Annotated in this window: 21 protein-coding genes; 20 read left to right on the top strand and 1 reads right to left on the bottom strand. The window is 39.3% G+C overall.

The features are described 5' to 3' along the window. Nucleotides 1–8 precede the first annotated feature (8 nt). Nucleotides 9–1,673: an HAD-IC family P-type ATPase gene (locus tag KG118_RS07580; protein WP_117711911.1), complete on the top strand. Its 1,665-nt coding sequence runs from the start codon at nt 9–11 to the stop codon at nt 1,671–1,673. A 1-nt stretch (nt 1,674) separates the two neighbouring features. On the opposite strand, the gene KG118_RS07575 is transcribed toward KG118_RS07580, so the two are convergent. After that, the gene (locus tag KG118_RS07575) at nt 1,675–2,508 is read right to left on the bottom strand and encodes a helix-turn-helix domain-containing protein (protein WP_117711909.1); all 834 of its coding nucleotides are present in this window, start codon (nt 2,506–2,508) and stop codon (nt 1,675–1,677) included. Nucleotides 2,509–2,580: 72 nt separating this feature from the next. On the opposite strand from KG118_RS07575, the gene lipB reads away from it, so the two are divergent. The 19 genes from lipB to gmhA all read left to right on the top strand — a co-directional run bounded on the left by lipB (nt 2,581) and on the right by gmhA (nt 20,265). Next, nucleotides 2,581–3,237, top strand: a complete 657-nt coding sequence (gene lipB, locus KG118_RS07570) for a lipoyl(octanoyl) transferase LipB (RefSeq protein ID WP_117711907.1) — start codon at nt 2,581–2,583, stop codon at nt 3,235–3,237. 665 nt (nt 3,238–3,902) lie between these two features. Next, on the top strand, nt 3,903–4,439 hold the full coding sequence (locus KG118_RS07565) for a UpxY family transcription antiterminator (RefSeq protein WP_117711905.1): 537 nt from the start codon (nt 3,903–3,905) through the stop codon (nt 4,437–4,439). A 38-nt stretch (nt 4,440–4,477) separates the two neighbouring features. Next, complete coding sequence (locus KG118_RS07560) at nt 4,478–4,954, top strand: UpxZ family transcription anti-terminator antagonist (RefSeq protein ID WP_117711903.1); 477 nt, start codon at nt 4,478–4,480, stop codon at nt 4,952–4,954. 64 nt (nt 4,955–5,018) lie between these two features. Continuing rightward, a complete protein-coding gene (locus tag KG118_RS07555) occupies nt 5,019–6,110 on the top strand; it encodes an MraY family glycosyltransferase (protein WP_117711901.1) in 1,092 nt (363 codons plus the stop codon). A gap of 11 nt (nt 6,111–6,121) precedes the next feature. After that, the gene (rfbH, locus tag KG118_RS07550; RefSeq protein ID WP_117711899.1) at nt 6,122–7,456 is read left to right on the top strand and encodes a lipopolysaccharide biosynthesis protein RfbH; all 1,335 of its coding nucleotides are present in this window, start codon (nt 6,122–6,124) and stop codon (nt 7,454–7,456) included. Next, nucleotides 7,453–8,232: a glucose-1-phosphate cytidylyltransferase gene (rfbF, locus tag KG118_RS07545; protein ID WP_117711897.1), complete on the top strand. Its 780-nt coding sequence runs from the start codon at nt 7,453–7,455 to the stop codon at nt 8,230–8,232. Before rfbH ends, rfbF begins: the two co-directional genes overlap by 4 nt. Before the next feature lie 82 nt (nt 8,233–8,314). After that, nucleotides 8,315–8,566, top strand: coding sequence for a hypothetical protein (locus KG118_RS07540; RefSeq protein ID WP_233514898.1), 252 nt, complete (start codon nt 8,315–8,317; stop codon nt 8,564–8,566). Beyond that, nucleotides 8,554–8,853: a type II toxin-antitoxin system RelE/ParE family toxin gene (locus KG118_RS07535; protein ID WP_117711894.1), complete on the top strand. Its 300-nt coding sequence runs from the start codon at nt 8,554–8,556 to the stop codon at nt 8,851–8,853. Before KG118_RS07540 ends, KG118_RS07535 begins: the two co-directional genes overlap by 13 nt. Before the next feature lie 30 nt (nt 8,854–8,883). Further along, nucleotides 8,884–9,966: a CDP-glucose 4,6-dehydratase gene (rfbG, locus tag KG118_RS07530; protein WP_117711892.1), complete on the top strand. Its 1,083-nt coding sequence runs from the start codon at nt 8,884–8,886 to the stop codon at nt 9,964–9,966. A 1-nt stretch (nt 9,967) separates the two neighbouring features. Beyond that, complete coding sequence (locus tag KG118_RS07525) at nt 9,968–10,852, top strand: NAD-dependent epimerase/dehydratase family protein (protein WP_117711891.1); 885 nt, start codon at nt 9,968–9,970, stop codon at nt 10,850–10,852. A gap of 2 nt (nt 10,853–10,854) precedes the next feature. Continuing rightward, a complete protein-coding gene (locus tag KG118_RS07520; RefSeq protein ID WP_117711889.1) occupies nt 10,855–12,672 on the top strand; it encodes a thiamine pyrophosphate-binding protein in 1,818 nt (605 codons plus the stop codon). After that, nucleotides 12,669–14,030, top strand: a complete 1,362-nt coding sequence (locus KG118_RS07515; RefSeq protein WP_117712018.1) for a lipopolysaccharide biosynthesis protein — start codon at nt 12,669–12,671, stop codon at nt 14,028–14,030. The genes KG118_RS07520 and KG118_RS07515 overlap by 4 nt, the downstream gene beginning before the upstream one ends. Further along, nucleotides 14,020–14,934 (top strand): glycosyltransferase family 2 protein, encoded by a 915-nt coding sequence (locus tag KG118_RS07510; protein WP_158560998.1) that lies wholly within the window; start codon nt 14,020–14,022, stop codon nt 14,932–14,934. Before KG118_RS07515 ends, KG118_RS07510 begins: the two co-directional genes overlap by 11 nt. A gap of 2 nt (nt 14,935–14,936) precedes the next feature. Beyond that, a complete protein-coding gene (locus KG118_RS07505; protein ID WP_117711886.1) occupies nt 14,937–15,965 on the top strand; it encodes an EpsG family protein in 1,029 nt (342 codons plus the stop codon). A 5-nt stretch (nt 15,966–15,970) separates the two neighbouring features. Continuing rightward, complete coding sequence (locus KG118_RS07500; RefSeq protein ID WP_158560997.1) at nt 15,971–16,786, top strand: glycosyltransferase; 816 nt, start codon at nt 15,971–15,973, stop codon at nt 16,784–16,786. 10 nt (nt 16,787–16,796) lie between these two features. After that, entirely contained in the window at nt 16,797–17,522 is a 726-nt protein-coding gene (locus KG118_RS07495) for a glycosyltransferase family 2 protein (RefSeq protein ID WP_117711882.1), read from the top strand. 4 nt (nt 17,523–17,526) lie between these two features. Next, nucleotides 17,527–18,651, top strand: coding sequence for a glycosyltransferase (locus tag KG118_RS07490; RefSeq protein WP_117711880.1), 1,125 nt, complete (start codon nt 17,527–17,529; stop codon nt 18,649–18,651). 10 nt (nt 18,652–18,661) lie between these two features. Continuing rightward, nucleotides 18,662–19,699, top strand: a complete 1,038-nt coding sequence (locus tag KG118_RS07485) for a GHMP family kinase ATP-binding protein (RefSeq protein WP_233514897.1) — start codon at nt 18,662–18,664, stop codon at nt 19,697–19,699. Then, nucleotides 19,681–20,265, top strand: a complete 585-nt coding sequence (gene gmhA / locus KG118_RS07480) for a D-sedoheptulose 7-phosphate isomerase (protein ID WP_117711879.1) — start codon at nt 19,681–19,683, stop codon at nt 20,263–20,265. The genes KG118_RS07485 and gmhA overlap by 19 nt, the downstream gene beginning before the upstream one ends. Nucleotides 20,266–20,267 lie beyond the last annotated feature (2 nt).

Below are 20,267 nucleotides of genomic sequence, written 5' to 3'. Positions count from 1 at the left end.
ATAACAGAATGAGCAATATATTGAAGAAGGTATGTTCTGCGCAGGAACTGCATTGCGCGGAGTATGCCGATAGTATGGAAAGATGCAACATGGAAGAACGTAACAGGCAGTACCGCAGCTTGAAGATACAGGCTGCCGGTGCATGGCTGTTGGCCGTTCCGTTGTTGCTGCTTTCCATATTCCGTAGTTATGTGCCTTATGGCGGCGAAATACAGATGTTGTTGGCTGCCACCGCATTGGTATTTTTGGGAACCTCTTTCTATACGGACTCTTGGAGACAGCTTCGTACAGGACGTACCACAATGGATACGCTTATTGTTTTCAGTGCTTCTGTGGCTTTCCTTTTCAGCGTGTTCAACACTTTCTTTCCGGATTATTGGTACGGTGTGGGACTTCAACCGCACGTCTATTACGAAGTGGCCGTTTTGACCGTTGCTGTGGGACTGACCGGAAAAATATTCCACTTCCTGCCTGAAGAACTGCATGATGAAAATCGAATTGCCAATATCATTTTTCCCGTTCTGACGGGAATGGCAATTGTCGTGTTTTTTATCTGGATATTGTTTGGCGGTGTGGAAGCTGTGCCGTATGCTCTCTATTCGGTTATCTCGATTTTTATAGTTGCTTGCCCGTGTGCGTTAGGATTGGTTACGCCTGTTGCCCTGATGCGTGGAATCGGCAAAGCGGCCAAGATGCACATCTGGATTAAAAACTCCCTTGTTTTGGAACGTTTGGACAAAACAAATGTGGTGGTTTTTGACAAGACCGGTACGCTAACCGAGGGGCATCCTACTGTCACGGCTTGGTTGTGGGCGCAGTATCAGGAAGAATATTTTAAAAGGGTATTGTTGGCTGTCGAAACGAATTCGTCCAATTCACTGGCAATGGCTATCACTGCCTCCTTGAAAGAAGAACAGGTAACGCCTGTCCGGTTGGATGGCTGTGAGATATTGAAAGGAAAGGGAATGAAAGCCGCCTATAAGGGTACGGAATATTGGGTAGGCAGTCATAAGCTGTTAAAGGATTATCAGGTCTACCTTTCCGATGTTCTGGGCGATATGTTGGTGGAATATGAATCCGAGGGCAACAGTATCGTTTACTTTGGACGGGAGGGAGAGTTGCTTGCCATAATCGCTGTTAAAGACCAGTTGAAGATTACCGCACTTGGAGTAGTGAAAGAACTCCGCGGACAAAATCTTGACATTTGTATGCTTACGGGCGACGGCGAACGTACTGCCTCGACCATAGCGGGAAAGTTAGGAATTATCAGCTATATGTCCGATGCTTTGCCAGACGATAAAGAAACCTTTATCCATGAACTCCGATTGCAGGGAAAGACGGTTGTCATGATAGGTGACGGCATCAACGATATACAGGCTTTGGCCTGTGCCGACGTAAGCATTGCTATGGGTGGAAATGCCGATGATGCGATAGCGGAAGAAGCTATGGTAGTGATGAAATCTTCTGATTTGCAATCGCTTCCTAAACTGTTTGACTTATCCCGCCATACACTTCGCCTGATGCGTCAAAACTCTTTTTGGGTGATAATCTATCATCTGATAGGCGTGGTGGTAGCTGCCGGCATCCTTTATCCTGTATATGACATATTGTTGACCCCTATGCTGGCTACAATAGCCATAGTGCTCTCCTGTGTGACGCTGGTGAGAGGTTAGGTCAGCTGTTTCTATACTCCAACGGACTCATGCCCATGTGTCTCTTGAAGTATTTTCCGAAAAACGAGGCGCTGGGGAAATTCAGCGAATAGGCTATTTCCTGAATAGTCATGTCGGTGGATTTCAGTTTGGCTTTTATGTCGATAATAACGACGTGCGCAATTATATCCAGTACATTTTTGCCTGTCACTTGTTTGATGGTGGTGCTGAGGTGCTGCAGAGATATACCCAGTTTCCCGGCATAAAACTGTGCGCGGCGTTCGGTGGTGTAGTTTTCGATGACCAGTTGTATGAACTCACGGCAGATTTCCTCTTTCCGGCTCTTCATCCTGTTTTGCGAGTCGGGACGGTTGCTGTATAGTTCATTGACGCCATAGAGTAGGGTGTCCAGCACATTTTGCGCCATTCGTGTTTTGGGCATATAGGGACCGGTGGAGACACGTGCCAGCAATGCGAAATAGTCTCTGAAATAGGATGCGACAGTCTCGTTGAGGGGTATAACAGGAGTTTCTATAATCTTGGAGTACGAACTCATGGTAGACTGGATTATGTTGACTCCGTTGAGACAATGTTCGGAAAATCCGGCGAATCCGATGCGTACTTTTTCTTTCTGTCCGTAGAACTGGATGATAGTGCCGGGGAGAAGCGTTACAAAGTCTCCTTGTTTGATTTCGGTATCCATTAAATTGATAGATACCGTAATGGAACCTTCGATACACAATGCGAAGATACATGCTTTCAGGCGGCATGATTGCTTGTATATGTTCAGAATGTCTTCTGTTACATCTGTCCATGCAATCAGGTCTACGGGGAGATCGACTTGGGGAAATTCCATAAGTGTTGTCGTTTTGGTCTGCGCAAAGTTACGCTTTTTTGTGGAAATGAGAAAAAGTAGTATATTTGTTTTATGAGATTGGAAATATCAGATTGGAAAACAGTTCCCTATGCCGAAGCATGGGACAGACAGACTGAGTGGTTTGATGCACTTGTACAAGCCAAACAGGCGGGGGAGGAGTATGTAAATCATATTGTGCTTTGTGAACATCCGCATGTATATACGCTGGGACGTAGCGGTAAGGAAGGCAATATGTTGCTGAGTGAAGAACAGCTTTGTGCGATAGGCGCTTCATTATACCATATAGACCGGGGCGGTGATATTACTTATCATGGTCCGGGGCAGCTTGTTTGTTATCCCATTTTGAATTTGGAAGAGTTCTCTTTGGGATTGAAAGAATATGTGCATTTACTGGAAGAAGCCGTAATCCGTGTTTGTGTTTCTTATGGGATAACTGCCGGTCGTATGGAGAAAGCTACCGGTGTGTGGCTGGATGGAGATTCTTCGCGCGCCCGTAAAATTTGTGCCATCGGTGTGCGCAGTAGTCACTACGTCACGATGCATGGTTTGGCATTCAATATCAATACGGATTTACGCTATTTCAGTTATATCAATCCTTGCGGATTTATAGATAAAGGAGTGACTTCGCTTCAAAAAGAGTTAGGACGGACAATGCCAATGGAGGAGGTGAAAGAGCGACTTTGCCATGAGCTGAAAGTTATGCTGTAAGATAAGCAAATTGAGAAATATTGTTAGTTAACATCATTCTTGTGATGATGTTAACTTTTTGTTTTGTAGTTAGTTAACTTGCTGTCTGCACGATGTTAACTTATTACTGCCAATGATGTTAACTTCATTAAAAACCTTCTTGATTTTGGTTCTGTGGGCATTAAAAAATAGTAGGAAAAAGACCTGAATAGTGTTTTTTAAACGTTCGTTTAATAAACAGTGTTCAGATGCGAACAGTACAGGGTAGAAATTATGTGGAAAAACGTAAAAAATAACAGAGGTTATTGGAAAAGGTTACTATTTCATTAACAAGTATTTATCTTATACTAAGACTATAAAAATCAAAGATTTTCTATCAAACATTTTGCCAGTACAAAAAACTACCATATCTTTGCGTTTATTAAACGAACGTCTAAAAAACTATTTTTGTTTTTAAGTTATTCGTTTACAGCTTTTTAAAAGAGCTTATTGATCACATAACTGTTTCAACGTTCTCTTTCTGTGATAGTGGGGAATTTTGGGATAATATGGATGCAGACTAAACTATTGGAAATAATTGCATTACATGAATTGATCGGAAGGTACTTCACAACCCCGGTGTCCCCAAAGAATATCCTTTTCACAAGACTTTATTTTATCCGAAATCTTACGATTCTTGTTTAGTAATGCTCCGTCAATTACATTGGTATGCTGTCCGCGTAACTTACAGCCGCGAATTATCTCTTAAAGACTATCTTGACAAGGAAGGTATAGAGAATTTCATTCCTATGCATTACGAATACATCGTAAGGAATGAACGTCGTGTTCGCAAGCTTGTTCCTGCCATACACAATTTGGTCTTTATCCGTTCCACTCGTGCTTGTATTGATGAAATCAAAAATAATTTTTCTTTGAATATCCCTATACGTTATATAATGAATAGGGAAACCCGCCAACCGGTTATTATTCCGGATGCACAGATGCGTAGTTTTATTTTAGTCGCAGGTACATATGATGAGGCTGTAATTTATGTGGAACCGGAGGAACTGAAATTGGTGAAAGGTACTAAAGTACGTATCACAGGCGGGATTTTCGAAGGGGCTATCGGTGAATTTGTCCGCCTTCGCCATGACCGTCGTGTGGTGGTAAACATAGAAGGTGTCATGGCAGTTGCCACTACATTTATCCACTCCTCGCTCGTAGAACCGATAGATAGTAACTGAAATATTTGTAACTCAATAACTTCTATATCTTAGATAAAATGAACGATCACGTTTCATCTTTGTACACCCTTGCCCATGAACTCTTGGACTTGGGGATGGACGGCAGTCCCATTTATAGCGATCACTTCGCCCGTTTGAATCGCGAAGTTTATGAACAAGCACTGAATTTGTACAACTCTCCGGAAGGCAGTACTCCGGAGGAGGAAGCCGAACTTTGTCTTTCTATTCTCGTAGCGTTGAACGCTACTTTTTATGACAACGGTCGCAAACAGCAATATATACAGCGCCTTCTCGACCGTTGCTGGGGGATTCTTGATAAACTTCCGGACTCGCTTTTGAAAGTTCGTCTTCTTACCCATTGCTATGGTGAGGTCTATGAGGAAGAACTGGCTAAGGAAGCCCATTCCATTATCAATACTTGGGACGCAACATCACTGACTTCCGAACAGGCTGAAATCATCAATGAATTGGAAAATCTGGAAGATAATCAATATCCTTTTGAGGTTATAGAATAACACCTTTACCCCCTTATCGCCCTATAGCCTTATCACTCTGTCACCTTATTATTCCATCACCCACGTGAACCTTTTCTTTATTATTCTAACCTTTTTGATATCGGCATTGATAGCCCGTATGCTGATTCCGCGTATCTTGCTGATATCCATGCGTAAGAAACTGTTCGACATTCCGGACGAGCGCAAGGTGCATAAGAAAGCCATTCCCCGTCTGGGTGGTGTTTCTTTCTTTCCGACCACCTTGTTTTCTTTCTGTCTTGTCTATACTTTCCGCCTGTTGTGCGGCGATAGTATTTCCACAGTCTATGCCGGCTATTTGTTGCCGGAGTTATTGCTGTTTGCTTGCGGCATGACCTTGCTTTACCTGACAGGTATTGCCGATGACCTTGTCGGTGTCCGTTACCGCCAGAAGTTTATTATCCAGATATTTTGTGCGGCCCTTTTTCCCTTATCGGGGCTTTGGATAAATGATTTGTACGGTTTGTTCGGCATACATGAAATATCCGCATATATAGGTATGCCTTTCACAGTTCTTACAGTTGTTTTCATAACCAATGCAATCAATCTGATAGACGGCATAGACGGTCTTGCTTCGGGTTTGAGCAGTGTGGCTTTATTGATATTCACTTTTCTTTTTATAGAGAAAGGGCTTTGGAGTTATGCCATGCTCGCTGCCGGCACTTTCGGTGTGCTTGTCCCGTTTTTTTATTACAACGTTTTCGGCAGCGCCGAGCGTGCCCGCAAGATATTTATGGGTGATACGGGAAGTCTGACCTTGGGCTATACGCTTAGTTTCCTTGCCATAAAGTACAGCCAGCTGAATCCTGATGTCATGCCTTATACCGAAGGCGCTTTCATCATTGCTTTCAGCACGCTGATAATTCCTTCTTTCGATGTCATTCGTGTGGTTTTGGTTCGTATTCGTGAAGGGCACAGCCCTTTTGAACCGGACAAGAATCATATTCACCATAAATTGCTGGCTATCGGTCTGTCACCGAGAAAGGCTATGCTGAGCTTGCTTTGTATGTCTTGTGCTTTCAGTGCAGCGAATATTCTGTTGATGCCTTATGTGAATAATACGGTGATGTTGATTGCCGATATTGTGATTTGGATAGGGCTGAATCTGTGGTGGGATTATTTGAGAGATAAAAAATAAAAGTCATATTTATGAATAGAAAAGACGAACTTAAACAACAAATTCTGGCTTTGACCAAAGAATATTATGCTGAAGTTCATGGGCACAAAAAGCCTTTTGACGCCGGCAAGAGTTTTGTGAATTATGGCGGTCGTTATTACGACCATGCCGAACTGGTCAATTTAGTTGATTCTTCCCTTGACTTTTGGCTGACTGCCGGACCATGGGCTCATAAATTTGAGAAGCGCTTTGCATCATGGCTGGGAGTTAAATACTGTTCTTTGACAAATTCAGGTTCTTCCGCCAATTTGTTGGCTTTTTCAGCACTGACATCGCCTTTGTTGGGTGAGCGGCAAATCAAGCGTGGTGATGAAGTGATTACCGTTGCTTGCGGCTTTCCTACTACTGTCACCCCCTGCATTCAGTATGGAGCTGTCCCGGTTTTTGTAGATGTCACTATTCCCGAATATAATATTGATGTGAGACAGTTGGAAGCCGCTTATTCCGAGAGAACAAAGGCGGTTATGATAGCCCACTCTTTGGGCAACCCCTTTAATCTGGCGGCTGTAAAGGCTTTTTGCGACAAGCATAACCTTTGGCTGGTAGAGGACAACTGCGATGCTTTAGGTTCTACTTATACAATCAATGGGGAAGAGAGAAAAACCGGTACGATCGGAGATATCGGTACCAGCAGTTTTTATCCTCCTCATCACATGACTATGGGAGAAGGCGGTGCTGTCTATACAAACAATCTCCAATTGCATAAGATTGTGAATTCATTCCGCGACTGGGGGCGCGACTGTTGGTGTGTAGGGGGTGTGGACAATACTTGCGGTTGCCGTTTTACCAAACAATTCGGTGAGCTTCCTTTGGGTTACGATCATAAATATGTCTATTCCCATTTCGGTTATAATTTGAAAGTGACTGATATGCAGGCTGCCATCGGTTGTGCGCAGCTGGATAAACTGGATGGAATTGTTGCAGCCCGCCGGAAGAATTTTTCTTATTTGAAACAAGGGCTTGAAGGTACTCGGGGTCTGATTCTTCCCGAAGCGCAGAAGAATTCAAATCCCAGCTGGTTCGGCTTTCTGCTTTCGGTAAAAGCAGATGCGGGATTCACCCGTAACGAGTTGTCCCAACATCTGGAAAACAAGAAGATACAGACCCGCAATCTCTTTGCCGGTAATTTGCTGAAACATCCGGCTTTTGACGGGATGCGTCGCTCCGGTGAGGGATTCCGTGTTGTCGGTAATTTGGACGGTACAGACTTTATCATGAACAACACACTCTGGATAGGTGTCTATCCGGGTATGACTCATGATATGCTTGATTATATGATAACCACTATTAAGGATTTTGTGAAATGAAAGCGGTAATACTTGCCGGTGGTCTCGGTACACGTCTGAGTGAAGCCACCAATCTGATTCCCAAGCCGATGGTAGAGATTGGCGGGAAACCTATCCTTTGGCATATCATGAAAACTTACAGCCATTATGGCATCACTGAATTTGTAATCTGTTGTGGCTACAAACAGTATGTCATTAAAGAATATTTTGCCAATTATTTCCGGCATAACAGTGACATGACTGTAGATTTGTCGAACAATACAACTACTATTCTTGACAATCATTCCGAGAATTGGAAAGTAACCATGGTAGATACCGGGCTGAACACCCAGACGGGCGGACGCATCAAGCGGGTTCAGAAATACATCGGCAATGAACGCTTTTTGCTGACCTATGGCGATGGCGTGACGGATTTGAATATTGCTGACACTCTTGCCGTACATGAGGCATCGGGGGCCGCTCTTTCGTTGACAGCCTATAAACCGGGAGGTAAATTCGGTGCTTTGCAGATAGATCTGAATACCGATAAGGTACTTTCTTTCCAGGAAAAGCCCGACGGCGACCGCAATTGGATTAATGCCGGTTATTTTGTCTGCGAACCGGAAGTGTTCGGTTACATACCGGATAATGACGATACATCCATATTCGAGCGCACCCCTCTGGAGCGGATAGCCAAAGACGGCAATATGCACGCCTATCGTCACACTGGTTTCTGGAAACCGATGGACACACTCCGTGACAATACGGAGTTGAATGAAATGTGGGATAAGGGGCAGGCTCCATGGAAAGTTTGGTAATGAACAGATGAAAATTCTTAAAACATTTGTCGGTTACAGATAAAATGTATTCCTTTGCTATATCTAAACGAGGAGAATACCCATGAAAGTTTCAGAACCTGCAGTTGCATACAATACCCCCTATCTTCAAGGTTTGAAGAACAGGCTGATTGCTTCCATCGATAGTACTACCGATGAAGGGAAGTTGCAGGAATGTCTTGAACTCCTGCACGAAGACACTATGCCTTGTTGCTTTACAGAAGAAGAATTGGACGAAGAAATCAGATTGTCTGAAGCAAGCGGCTTTGCTACTGACGAAGAAGTAGCAGCTATGTTTGCAAAATGGAAAATTTGAAGATAAAGTGGTATAAGCGTTCTCAGGACCAGTTTGATAAGATTGCTACATGGTATTCTTGTAATATGGGTGCTAAGGCTGCAATACATTTCTCCGAGGATGTTAGTAAAACTGCAGAAACTTTATCCCATTCTCCGCAAATAGGAATTTTAGAAGAAAGACGTAGTACTGACAAGATGAAGTATTACAGTATTTTGGTACATCCCAAATATCGTATTATCTATCGTTATACAAAAACGACTCTTTATATAGTAGCCTTTCATGCTACTATGATGAAATATAATTAATCATCCTATTGTAATTTATTCCATTCATTCATGATAGACATTTTCAATGCCTTCTATCATGGAAAGCGAGTACTTGTCACCGGTCATACCGGTTTCAAGGGAAGCTGGCTTTCCATTTGGTTACATGAGCTTGGCGCGGAAGTTATCGGTGTCGCACAAGACCCATTTACGGAACGTGATAACTTTGTGCTTTCCGGCATCGGAAGGAAAATCAAGGCGGATATCCGTGCTGATATCCGTGACGGTGAACGGATGAAAGAAATCTTCCGCCAATACCAGCCCGAAATAGTTTTCCATCTGGCAGCCCAGCCATTAGTACGCCTTAGTTATGACATTCCCGTCGAAACCTATCAGACTAATGTTATGGGGACTATTAATATTCTCGAAGCTATCCGTGCTACAGACAGTGTAAAGGTGGGCGTGATGATAACCACTGACAAGTGCTACGAGAATAAGGAACAAATCTGGGGCTATCGTGAGAACGAGCCTATGGGCGGTTATGACCCTTATTCTTCTTCAAAAGGAGCGGCGGAAATTGCCATCGCTTCGTGGCGCAGAAGTTTCTTCAACCCTGAAGAGTACAGGAAGCACGGCAAGAGTATTGCCAGTGTAAGAGCCGGGAATGTAATAGGCGGTGGCGACTGGGCACTGGATCGTATTATCCCGGATTGTATCAAGTCTTTGGAAGCAGGCAAGCCGATAGAAATTCGCAGCCCCCAGTCAATTCGTCCCTGGCAGCATGTGCTGGAGCCTCTCAGCGGTTATATGCTTCTTGCACAGAAGATGTGGGACGAGCCTACAAAATATTGTGATGGCTGGAACTTCGGTCCAAGGGCGGAAAGTATTTCTACGGTTTGGGATGTGGCAACAAAAGTTATAGAGCATTATGGCAGTGGTGAGTTGAAAGATTTGTCCAATCCTGATGCATTACACGAGGCAAAACTGTTGATGCTGGATATCAGTAAGGCGAAATTCCGGTTGGGATGGGAGCCGAGGATGGATATAGAGCAAACGGTGGCACTGACAGTGGATTGGTATACGGGGTATAAGGAAAAGAAAGTACATGATTTATGCTTGGAGCAAATCCAAGAATATATTAGTCTTGGCATTTAAGATGAAGACAATATTATTAACCGGCGGAAACGGCTTTATTGGACGTAATATACGTGAGAGTTTCTTGATGGAGAAATATAATATACTGTTTCCTTCAAGCCGCGAGTTGAATCTTTCCGATGAGAATAGCGTAGATGATTATTTTAAACAACATACTGTTGATATAGTTATTCATGCAGCTGTGAAACCTTGTCATCGCAATGCAAAGGATTTATCCAATCTTTTTTATACGAACACCCGCATGTTTTTTAATCTGGAGCGGCATAAACATGAGTATGAAAAGATGTTGGTATTGGGCTCTGGTGCTATTTATGATATGCGGTATTATCGTCCTAAGATGAGTGAGGAAGAGTGGACGGCTTATATTCCCTCGGATGAGCATGGATATTGTAAATATGTATGTGAGAAGGTAATAGAAAACAGTGCGAATATATATGATCTGCGCATTTTTGGAATTTATGGAAAATATGAGGATTATGCCATTCGCTTTATCTCCAATGCCATATGTAAGACTTTGTTTGATCTTCCCATAACCATCAAGCAGAATAGAAATTTTGATTATCTGTATGTAAATGACTTAATGCTTGTTTTGGATTGGTTTATCGAAAATACTCCTCAATATCATTCATATAATATCACTCCTGATCTATCTATTTCTTTGTTAGACTTGGCTTTGATAGTTAAAGACATCTCTGGTAAGGATTTGCCTATACACATACATCAGGACGGGTTAGGCTTGGAATATAGTGGTGATAATGCAAGATTGAAAAATGAATATATAGATTTACGATATACTTCCATATATGCCGGAGTGAAAGAACTTTATTCTTGGTATGAAAGCCATATGGAACAGTTGGATAGGAACCTTTTATTAACCGATAAATAATTATGATTAAAGTTAGTGATTTCATTTTTAAGCATCTGGTAGATGCTTATCAGATTCAGCATTGTTTTTTAGTCACAGGAGGCGGTGCCATGCACCTAAATGATTCAATCGGTCGTACACAGGGCTTGACCTATATTTGCAATCATCACGAGCAGGCTTCGGCTATCGCCGCCGAAGGATACTATAGGGCAAGCGGTCGTTTATGCGTCACAAATGTCACGACAGGTCCCGGCGGAACTAATGCCGTAACGGGAGTTCTCGGACAGTGGCTTGATTCCATTCCTGCCTTGTATATATCCGGTCAGATAAAACAAAGTACCATGAAAGGCTCTTACCCGGAACTTCCTCTTCGTCAATTGGGAGATCAGGAGGCTGATATCGTCAGTATCGTAAGGCCTATTACCAAATATGCTATTACCGTAACCAATGCTTTGGATATCAAATACGAACTTGATAAAGCGATAACAATAGCCCTTACCGGACGTCCCGGTCCTGTATGGATTGATGTTCCTCTGGATATTCAGGGAGCTATGATCGATGAAAATAAACTGAAAGAGTTTGATTCGGCGGAATTGGTAGATACGGTAAATCATATATTAGTAGACCGACAAATAGAGGAACTGATAGCGAAAATTCAAAAGGCGAAAAGTCCTGTCATATATGTGGGAAACGGTGTGCGCTTGGCTAATTGTACGGATGAATTTATCAGTGTGGCAGAAAAAATGCAGATACCTGTTGTTACGGCAATCAGCGGTTCGGATATTATTTGGCATGATCATCCGTTGTATTTCGGAAAACCGGGCATCTGTGGTGACCGTATCGGTAACATTATGGTTCAGAATGCCGATTTGCTGATAATTCTAGGTACTCGTCTGAGCATCCGCCAAGTAGGCTATGCTTATGAACTTTTAGCGCCAAAAGCGTATAAAGTTATGGTGGATATTGACCGTGCCGAACAGCAGAAACCGACATTGAGCATTAATCTGCCTATTCATGCGGATTTGTCGGAATTCATTGATAAGTTATCCGTTCGATTGGATAGCCTGACTTTGCCTGATTTTTCCGGTTGGCGACAATGGGGTAGGGAGATAGAGCACGCACTTCCATCCCTTTCCGATGATAATCCCTCCATTCCGGGTTATGTCAGTTCTTATGTCTTTGCAAATGAACTGTTCAAGCAATTAAGAGGTGGCGATGTGGTGGTAACGGGTAATGGTACTGCCTATACCTCTACCTATCAGGCAATGAAAGTAAAGAAAGGAGTCCGGGTTTTTGCCAATCAAGGGTGTGCTGCCATGGGATATGATTTGCCTGCCGCCATCGGTGCATTGACAGCCAATCATCAAGGGCGTACGATTTTAGTTACGGGCGATGGCAGCCTGCAGATGAATATTCAGGAACTTCAAACGCTTGTGACATACAAAATGCCGTTAAAGATATTCGTACTTGAAAATGAGGGTTACTTAGCCATCAAGACGACACAGAAATCGTTTTTCGGTGGTTACTTTACAGGTAGTAATCCTGCAAGTGGTGTGGTTTGCCCGAATTTGAAAAAGATAGCAAAAGCCTACGGCATACCTTATGTGAGTATCAGTGAGGAAGGACAAGTGCTAACGGACACTATTACTGATGTATTGGATCATCCGGGCAGTATGATTTGTGAAATTCATATGCATCCGGAGCAGACCTTGTTCCCGAAATCGGCTTCTTTTATGGGCGAGGATGGCAAGATGACTTCTGCTCCATTGGAGAAGATGGCACCGTTTATGCCGGATGATTTACAATTGAAATGTATATATTCTCCCATAAGAAATTTATGAGTTTTCTAAAAACACTTGCCTCAAAATTAGGAATAGACAAATCTATTTTCTTCACTTCTTTGGCAAGAATTGTTCAGGCTGTAGGCGGAGTCATTTCCATATTGTTTGTAGCCCGTTATCTCACGGAAATAGAACAAGGATTTTATTATACTTTTGGAAGTATTGTTGCCATTCAAGTATTTTTTGAACTGGGACTGAATGGAATTATTACTCAATATGTAGCTCATGAAACGGCGCATCTGAAATGGAAAACCTCCACCGAACTGGCGGGCGAACATAAATACTTGTCTCGTTTGTCGTCTTTGCTGCATTTCTGCATCAAGTGGTACTTATGTTTTGCGGGGGTGTTATTGGTAACTTTAATAATCGTAGGATTTGTTTTCTTCGGTAAATACGGATTGGATGACAGTGTTACGTGGAAGCTTCCCTGGATTTTGCTTGCGGCAGGTACGGCTTTGAATTTGCTGTTGGCTCCCGCCCTTGCCTTTATAGAGGGATTAGGCAAGGTTGAAGAAGTGGCAAAAGTGCGCTTGTATCAGCAATGTTGCAGTCTTTTGATTGTATGGGGCGGTTTGATATTGGGAGCTAAATTGTATGTTTCCGGTCTTAACTTACTTGTCATCATCGTATTGGTTGCAGCTATATTGTTCTTCAGCGATTTCAGAAAATTATTGCTGAGTATCTGGAACGTATCTTTAACGGAGAAAGTAAATTATCGTAAAGAGATATTTCCTTACCAGTGGAAGATAGCTTTGAGTTGGATAAGTGGATATTTCATTTTCCAATTGTTCAATCCAGTGCTGTTTGCTACGGAAGGAGCAGTTGTTGCTGGACAAATGGGAATGACATTGGCTGCATTGAATGGCATACAGGCATTATCCTTGAGTTGGATGACAACCAAAGTACCATTGTACTCTGGTTTGATAGCCCAAAAGAAATATCCGAAATTGGATACTATTTTCAATCGTACTTTGAAGCAGTCTGTTTTTATCAACGGTATGTTGCTTGTATTGATGTTTATTGTGGTTGGGGCTGTTCGTCATTGGCATATCGTCATAGGCAATAAGGATTTAGGTAACCGCTTTTTGCCCTACATACCTATGCTTTTGATGATGATTCCGTTATTTATTAATCAATTCGTAAGCTCCTGGGCAATCTATTTACGCTGCCATAAGCAAGAACCATTTTTGATAAATTCTATTTGTGCGGGCATTACCTGCTGTCTTTCTACTATCGTGTTAGGTAAATGGTTTGGGGTGTTGGGAGTGACAGGTGGTTATTGTTTAATTACTGTCGCTTTATTGCCGTGGGGTTATTGGATTTATAGAACGAAAAAATATGAATGGCATGGAAAATAAACGACCTTTATTGTCAATTTGTATTCCTACTTATAATAGGGCTGAGATACTGGATAAAACACTTTTTTTACTTTTTTCAAATCCTGATTTCAATGTTGATGAAATAGAGGTGGTAGTATCAGATAATTGTTCTACTGATCATACAAAACAAATTGTAAATAAATATCCTTTTGTTAAATATTTCTGTAATGAAAAAAATGTACGGGATGCAAATTTTTCATACGCATTACAGCGTGGTTCTGGAGAATATTTAAAATTACTAAATGATACAGTGCGATTTCCTTCAGGAAGTTTAAAGTTTATACTTGATACAATAAAAAAAAATATATCAACTAAAGATGCGTTACTTTTTTATGAAAGAAGAAGTAACTCTCAAGTAGAAATAGTGAATTGTGATACTCTTAATCAATTTATAGCATATACATCTTTTTATACAACTTGGATTAGTAATTTTGGATTATGGCGACAAGATTTGTACATAATAAAAGATATTGCATTATGTGATACATTGTTATTGCAAGTAGCTTGGTCTTATAAACTAGCACAAGTAAAATCTGTGAAGATTTATTTTGGACATTATTTTATTGTATTCCCTGTTGCAGTTACGAAAAAAAGCGGCTATAATGTTTTTGAAATATTTATTAAGAATTATTTAGGTTTTAGTCGAAGATATTTGAAACAAGGGACAATATCTTATTGGACTTTTGAAAAAAATAAATTTGTTTTATTTTACAGATTTATAGCAATTAGGGTAATATGGTTGATGTTCCATTCTAAGAATATAATTTATTTTAATAATCAAGGCTCTTGGAAAATCATTTTGAAAGAATATAGCTATTGTCCTTATTTTTGGATAATAATATTATGTGGTTCTTTATGGTATCTGTTCAAAAAGGATAAATAAAAATGATTATTACGATATTGTGTATTTTTATAATAATCACTTTGTTTTGTTTAGTAGGTTTTTCCAATAATAGTAAAACATCTTTGGCTCTTTTTGGGACATTGTGTTTAATTCTTATTGCTTTTACAGGACTGCGTGATGGTACAAAAGTTACCGATTATGAAAGTTATACAATTCTTTTTGAAACGGGCGGTGATTATATAGAACCTACATTTGTGCTTTTAAGATATGTGGCTAAATTTTTGTTACGTGGTGATGTAGTGGTCTTAATGTGTTTATATGCACTGTTAGCTATTCCATTGAAATTTCGGGCGATTCAATCTTATTCGGAATTTATTTTTTTAAGCCTTTTGATTTGGATTGGAAATTTGTATTTGCAACAAGATTTTACACAGGTTCGTGCTTCAGTTGCAACAGGTATATTTTTATTTTCATTAAATAGTTTATATAATCATAATAGAAAATATTGGGTATATGTAATCGTAGCTTGCTTGTTTCATATTTCATCATTGTTAATGATACCTTTATGGCTCATATCTCCTTATAAAATAAAAAAGCAGATGTGGATAGGTCTATTGATAATATCTTATATTATGGCATTATATAAAATAGATTTTATTGACTTAATAGGTTTAATTCCAATAGAACATATTCAAAGTAAATTTGAAATGTATAAATCTTTCCAAGAATTTGGGGATTATTCGGCAAATATTTTTAGTTTATTGCATTTGTCCAGAATTATCTTATGGGGACTTTTACTTTGGAAGTCGGATTTAATTTTCTTGAAGAATAGATATGTTTATTTGTTACTGAAAATAATGGCATTATCACTTGTCGCTTTACCTTTATTTTCACTTAATATAGCTGCAGCATTACGTATTATGGAATATTATGGCATTGTTGAAATAATATTATTTCCAATGTTATTGTATACTATAAAGCCAACTTTTGTTTCAAAGGTTATTCTTGTATGCTTTGCTTCGATGGCAATTTATATGCGTATATTTATATCGGAACTGATAAAAGTATAAATCAAATGTTTTCACCTACTATCTTAATTGTAATTGTTCTTTATAAAAACAAAATAGCTAACTCTGTATCATATCAAATTATTAAAGAACAGTGTAATTCAAATTGTAAAATATTTATTTATGATAACTCTCCTGTCATAGATTCGGATTTTATTAAATATCCGATAGTTTATATACACGATCATTCTAATGGAGGATTAGGCAAGGCTTATAATAGTGCAGCACAATATGCCAAAGAAAATGGCATTGATTGGTTATTAATTTTAGATCAAGATACAAAGTTACTAAGTGGTTTTCTTGAAAATTACATTCAAACTATAAAAAAACATCCTGAAATTTCAATACTTGCTCCACAAGTTAAATTACCTGACGGTACATTATTATCTCCACATTGTAGGAAGCGAAAATTAAAAAAAATGGTATCAGATGCTTTTTATCCTATGAATGTTTATTTCTTGATAAATAGTGGACTTTGTATTCGTACTAGTGCTTTTTTACAAGTAAAGGGGTATAATGAGGATGTATGGTTGGATTTTTCAGATATACAATTTACTCGAAAATTATCACATTCAGGAATAAAAAAATTCTTTTTACTTTCTAGTGAGTGCATACAGAATTTTTCAAATAACGAATTAGATGTCAATGTGTTAAAACGACGTTTTGATATATACATAGAATGTGCTGGAAAATGTGAATATTTTGATTTTCCGGATTGGCTTTTTAGACAACATAGTATATTACGCCATACTATGGCATTATCATTAAGAACCATGTCGTGCTATTTTATCAAATGTTATTTTACTAAATATCTTTTCAAATAGCTGTTTTGTTATGATTTCTGTATGTGTTGCTACCTTTAATGGAGAAAAGTACATTCGAGAACAATTGACATCTATATTATTACAGTTGTCGGCTGATGATGAAGTTGTTGTTTCTGATGACTCATCAACAGACAACACTCTTGATATTATAAATGAATTACAAGATAAACGGATAAGAGTTTTACATCATCAAAAGGAAAAATATCGTTATCCATTTGACTATACCACTCATAATATAGAAAATGCAATAAATCATAGTCGAGGAGATATTATTTTCTTAGCAGACCAAGATGATGTGTGGCTTCCTGATAAAGTTAAGATTATTATGTCTTACTTGGAACAATTTGATTTAGTGCTATCGGATTGCTTTGTGGTTGATTCTGATTTAATGATACAGCATCCTTCTTATTTTGCCTTGTTAGACTCCAAACAAGGAATATTGCATAATATTATAAAGAACTCGTATTTGGGTTGTTGTATGGCTTTTAGAAGGAAAATTGTAGAATATGCTTTGCCCTTTCCTAAATCAATGGTCGCCCACGATATTTGGCTTGGTTTAATTGCGGAGATGAGGGGGGATGTTTATTATCTTAAAACACCTACACTATTATACAGGCGTCATTCTCTGAATGTTTCAAGTAGTTCAGGACGTAGTCCTTATGATTTAAGATTTAAAATAATTTATAGGATGAAAATACTATGGTGTTTATTAAAGAAAAAATATTTAATGAGTTAGTATTATGAAAATTCTACATATAGCTAAATTCTATTATCCTGTTGATGGAGGAATTGAAAGTACAAGTAAGTATATAGTGGACTCCCTGCCTCAGTTTGAACATCAAGTTGTATGCTTCAATACAAGAAATAATACAGAAATAGACTACGTAAATACTATAAAAGTAACACGGGTGGCCACATTAGGAAAAATAGCCAGTCAACCTATTTCTATATCATATTATCGAAGATTGAAGACGATTTTGAAAGAATACTCTCCAGATATTATTCATCTTCATTATCCTAATCCGTTGATCGCATTTTTTCTGGTACTATTAATGCCACGAAACGTACATCTTGTTGTGCATTGGCATTCTGATATTGTTGAACAGAATTTTTTGTATCAATTTGTAAAAGGTATAGAAAGAAAATTACTTGATAGGGCTAATCTGATATTGACTACTAGTCCGAATTATGGAATCGCATCCAAACCATTGGGTAGATATATGGCTAAAATAAAAGTTCTTCCAAGTGCAATTGAACCCTCTTTATTTATGTTGGATGAAGGTGAAGCAGAGAATGTTGATGCAGTGAAGAAAAAATATCAAAATAAAAAAATAGTATTTTTTGTAGGAAGGCATGTTAAGTATAAAGGCATTGTTCATTTGTTGGAAGCAGAACGGTTTATAACATCCGATTGTGTCTTTGTCATAGCAGGGAATGGTCCTTTGACGGATGATTTGAAGAGAACATACTTGTCTGAAAGAATAAAATGGTTAGGACGAATCAATCAAGACGAATTGAAGTGTTGCTTTTATGCCGCCGATGTGTTTGCTTTTCCCTCTCTTACAAAGAATGAGGCTTTTGGCTTGGTATTGGCGGAAGCGATGTATTGTTATTGTCCGACAGTGACTTTTACGATTGCAGGGTCGGGCGTCAATTGGGTAAGTTTAAATGGAGAGACCGGCATTGAAGTCAAAAATGGCAATAGCAGACTATTGGCAGATGCGATAGATTCATTGTTAACGGATGATTCAATGAGAAATCAATATGCTCAAAATGCACGAAGAAGAGTTTTAAAATATTTTGTAATGGACGAAATAAAAAAAGAGCTTACAAAAATATATACAGATTTAATGAATAACGTTTAATTAATATATAATGATACTTTATCGTAGCAAAGCCCCTTTCCGGTTAGGTATTGCCGGTGGAGGGACTGACGTATCTCCCTATTCTGATTTATATGGTGGAGCTATACTGAATGTAACCGTGAATCTCTATTCGTATGCCTCCATTAGACCACTAAATAATGGAAAAATTATTTTTCGCCATATTAATGAAAATATTGTGGAAGAACTTGACGCGGTCGGTGAGCTGCCTTTGGAAGGAAAACTACTTTTGCAAAGGGGAATATATAATTCAATAGTTAAGAAATACAACAAAGGGGAGCCTCTGTCTTTTGAACTGACAACATATATGGATGTTCCTTCAGGCTCGGGATTAGGGACTTCTTCCACGGTTGCTGTATCTATAATTGGGAGTTTTAAGGAATGGTTGAAACTTCCATTGGGCGAATATGATATAGCTCAATATGCCTATGATATAGAACGTAAGGATTTATGTATGATGGGAGGTAAGCAAGACCAATATGCGGCTACTTTTGGCGGGGTCAACTTTATGGAATTTTATGCGGATGACAAAGTGATAGTAAATCCCTTACGTATTAATGTGGAAGTTTTAAATGAATGGGGACATAATACGCTTTTGTATTTTACGGATACCCGTCGAAAATCAGCCAAGATTATAGAAGAACAAGTTGCCGATGTGGTAGCAAAAAAAGAATCTTCTATTGAAGCTATGCATAAGGTGAAGAGTGAGGCATATCGGATTAAGAACCTATTACTTAAAAATGAATTAGGGCAATTAGGAATTGCTCTGAATGATAGCTGGATGTATAAAAAGCAAATGGCTAAATCCATCTCTACTTCGGAAATAGATGAAATTTATGACACGGCAATATCGCATGGCGCTTTGGGTGGAAAAATATCCGGTGCCGGTGGTGGTGGCTTTATGTTTTTCTATTGCCCCGACATTGTAAAATACAAGGTTGCTAAAGTCTTGGAAGAGAAATATAATGGTAAGATATATAATGTGGAATTTGTAGAAAAAGGATTAACGACATGGACAATCAAAGATTAATAGAAGTTCGCATACAAGAGCATTTGCAATCAATAAGCCTGTTACAAACAAATAAAGAATTGTTGGAAGAATTATCACAAATTTCAGCTATAATTATTGAATGTTTTCAAAATGGTGGTAAAGTGTATTTTTGTGGTAATGGTGGAAGCGCAGCGGATGCACAACATTTAGCAGCAGAATTTTCAGGGCGCTTTTATATTGATCGTCGTGGATTGCCAGCAGAGGCTTTGCATTGTAATACTTCTTATTTAACCGCAGTTGCCAATGATTATTCATACGATGTGATATATTCCCGTTTGATAGCAGGAATGGGATGCAAAGGCGATATCTTGATAGGGATTTCAACTTCTGGTAATTCCCAAAACATAATTAATGCTTTTGAAGTGTGTAAAGAAAAAGGGGTAAGTACAATAGCTTTAACAGGGCATTCCGGTGGTAAAATGGGTGAAATGGCTGATTATAGTCTTATTGTGCCATCCGATGATACTCCAAGAATCCAAGAAGCCCATATTATGTTGGGACATATTATTTGTGAGATAGTTGAAGCTGCGATTTTTGATAACTAATC

Origin of the sequence: Bacteroides propionicigenes (assembly GCF_018390535.1) — a bacterium.
Lineage (GTDB): Bacteria > Bacteroidota > Bacteroidia > Bacteroidales > Bacteroidaceae > Bacteroides > Bacteroides propionicigenes.
This window is presented reverse-complemented; position numbering and strand designations above follow the sequence as displayed.

Excerpts from the sequence above, each read along its gene's own strand:
- KG118_RS07580 (WP_117711911.1), top strand. The coding sequence starts at position 9 with ATGAGCAATATATTGAAGAAGGTATGTTCTGCGCAGGAACTGCATTGC.
- KG118_RS07575 (WP_117711909.1), bottom strand. The coding sequence starts at position 2,508 with ATGGAATTTCCCCAAGTCGATCTCCCCGTAGACCTGATTGCATGGACA.
- KG118_RS07560 (WP_117711903.1), top strand. The coding sequence starts at position 4,478 with ATGAACGATCACGTTTCATCTTTGTACACCCTTGCCCATGAACTCTTG.
- gmhA (WP_117711879.1), top strand. The coding sequence starts at position 19,681 with ATGGACAATCAAAGATTAATAGAAGTTCGCATACAAGAGCATTTGCAA.
- KG118_RS07505 (WP_117711886.1), top strand. The coding sequence starts at position 14,937 with ATGATTATTACGATATTGTGTATTTTTATAATAATCACTTTGTTTTGT.
- KG118_RS07485 (WP_233514897.1), top strand. The coding sequence starts at position 18,662 with ATGATACTTTATCGTAGCAAAGCCCCTTTCCGGTTAGGTATTGCCGGT.
- KG118_RS07515 (WP_117712018.1), top strand. The coding sequence starts at position 12,669 with ATGAGTTTTCTAAAAACACTTGCCTCAAAATTAGGAATAGACAAATCT.
- KG118_RS07540 (WP_233514898.1), top strand. The coding sequence starts at position 8,315 with ATGAAAGTTTCAGAACCTGCAGTTGCATACAATACCCCCTATCTTCAA.
- KG118_RS07525 (WP_117711891.1), top strand. The coding sequence starts at position 9,968 with ATGAAGACAATATTATTAACCGGCGGAAACGGCTTTATTGGACGTAAT.
- KG118_RS07520 (WP_117711889.1), top strand. The coding sequence starts at position 10,855 with ATGATTAAAGTTAGTGATTTCATTTTTAAGCATCTGGTAGATGCTTAT.
- KG118_RS07510 (WP_158560998.1), top strand. The coding sequence starts at position 14,020 with ATGGAAAATAAACGACCTTTATTGTCAATTTGTATTCCTACTTATAAT.
- KG118_RS07565 (WP_117711905.1), top strand. The coding sequence starts at position 3,903 with ATGCTCCGTCAATTACATTGGTATGCTGTCCGCGTAACTTACAGCCGC.
- rfbH (WP_117711899.1), top strand. The coding sequence starts at position 6,122 with ATGAATAGAAAAGACGAACTTAAACAACAAATTCTGGCTTTGACCAAA.
- lipB (WP_117711907.1), top strand. The coding sequence starts at position 2,581 with ATGAGATTGGAAATATCAGATTGGAAAACAGTTCCCTATGCCGAAGCA.
- rfbF (WP_117711897.1), top strand. The coding sequence starts at position 7,453 with ATGAAAGCGGTAATACTTGCCGGTGGTCTCGGTACACGTCTGAGTGAA.
- KG118_RS07495 (WP_117711882.1), top strand. The coding sequence starts at position 16,797 with ATGATTTCTGTATGTGTTGCTACCTTTAATGGAGAAAAGTACATTCGA.
- KG118_RS07490 (WP_117711880.1), top strand. The coding sequence starts at position 17,527 with ATGAAAATTCTACATATAGCTAAATTCTATTATCCTGTTGATGGAGGA.
- KG118_RS07535 (WP_117711894.1), top strand. The coding sequence starts at position 8,554 with ATGGAAAATTTGAAGATAAAGTGGTATAAGCGTTCTCAGGACCAGTTT.
- rfbG (WP_117711892.1), top strand. The coding sequence starts at position 8,884 with ATGATAGACATTTTCAATGCCTTCTATCATGGAAAGCGAGTACTTGTC.
- KG118_RS07500 (WP_158560997.1), top strand. The coding sequence starts at position 15,971 with ATGTTTTCACCTACTATCTTAATTGTAATTGTTCTTTATAAAAACAAA.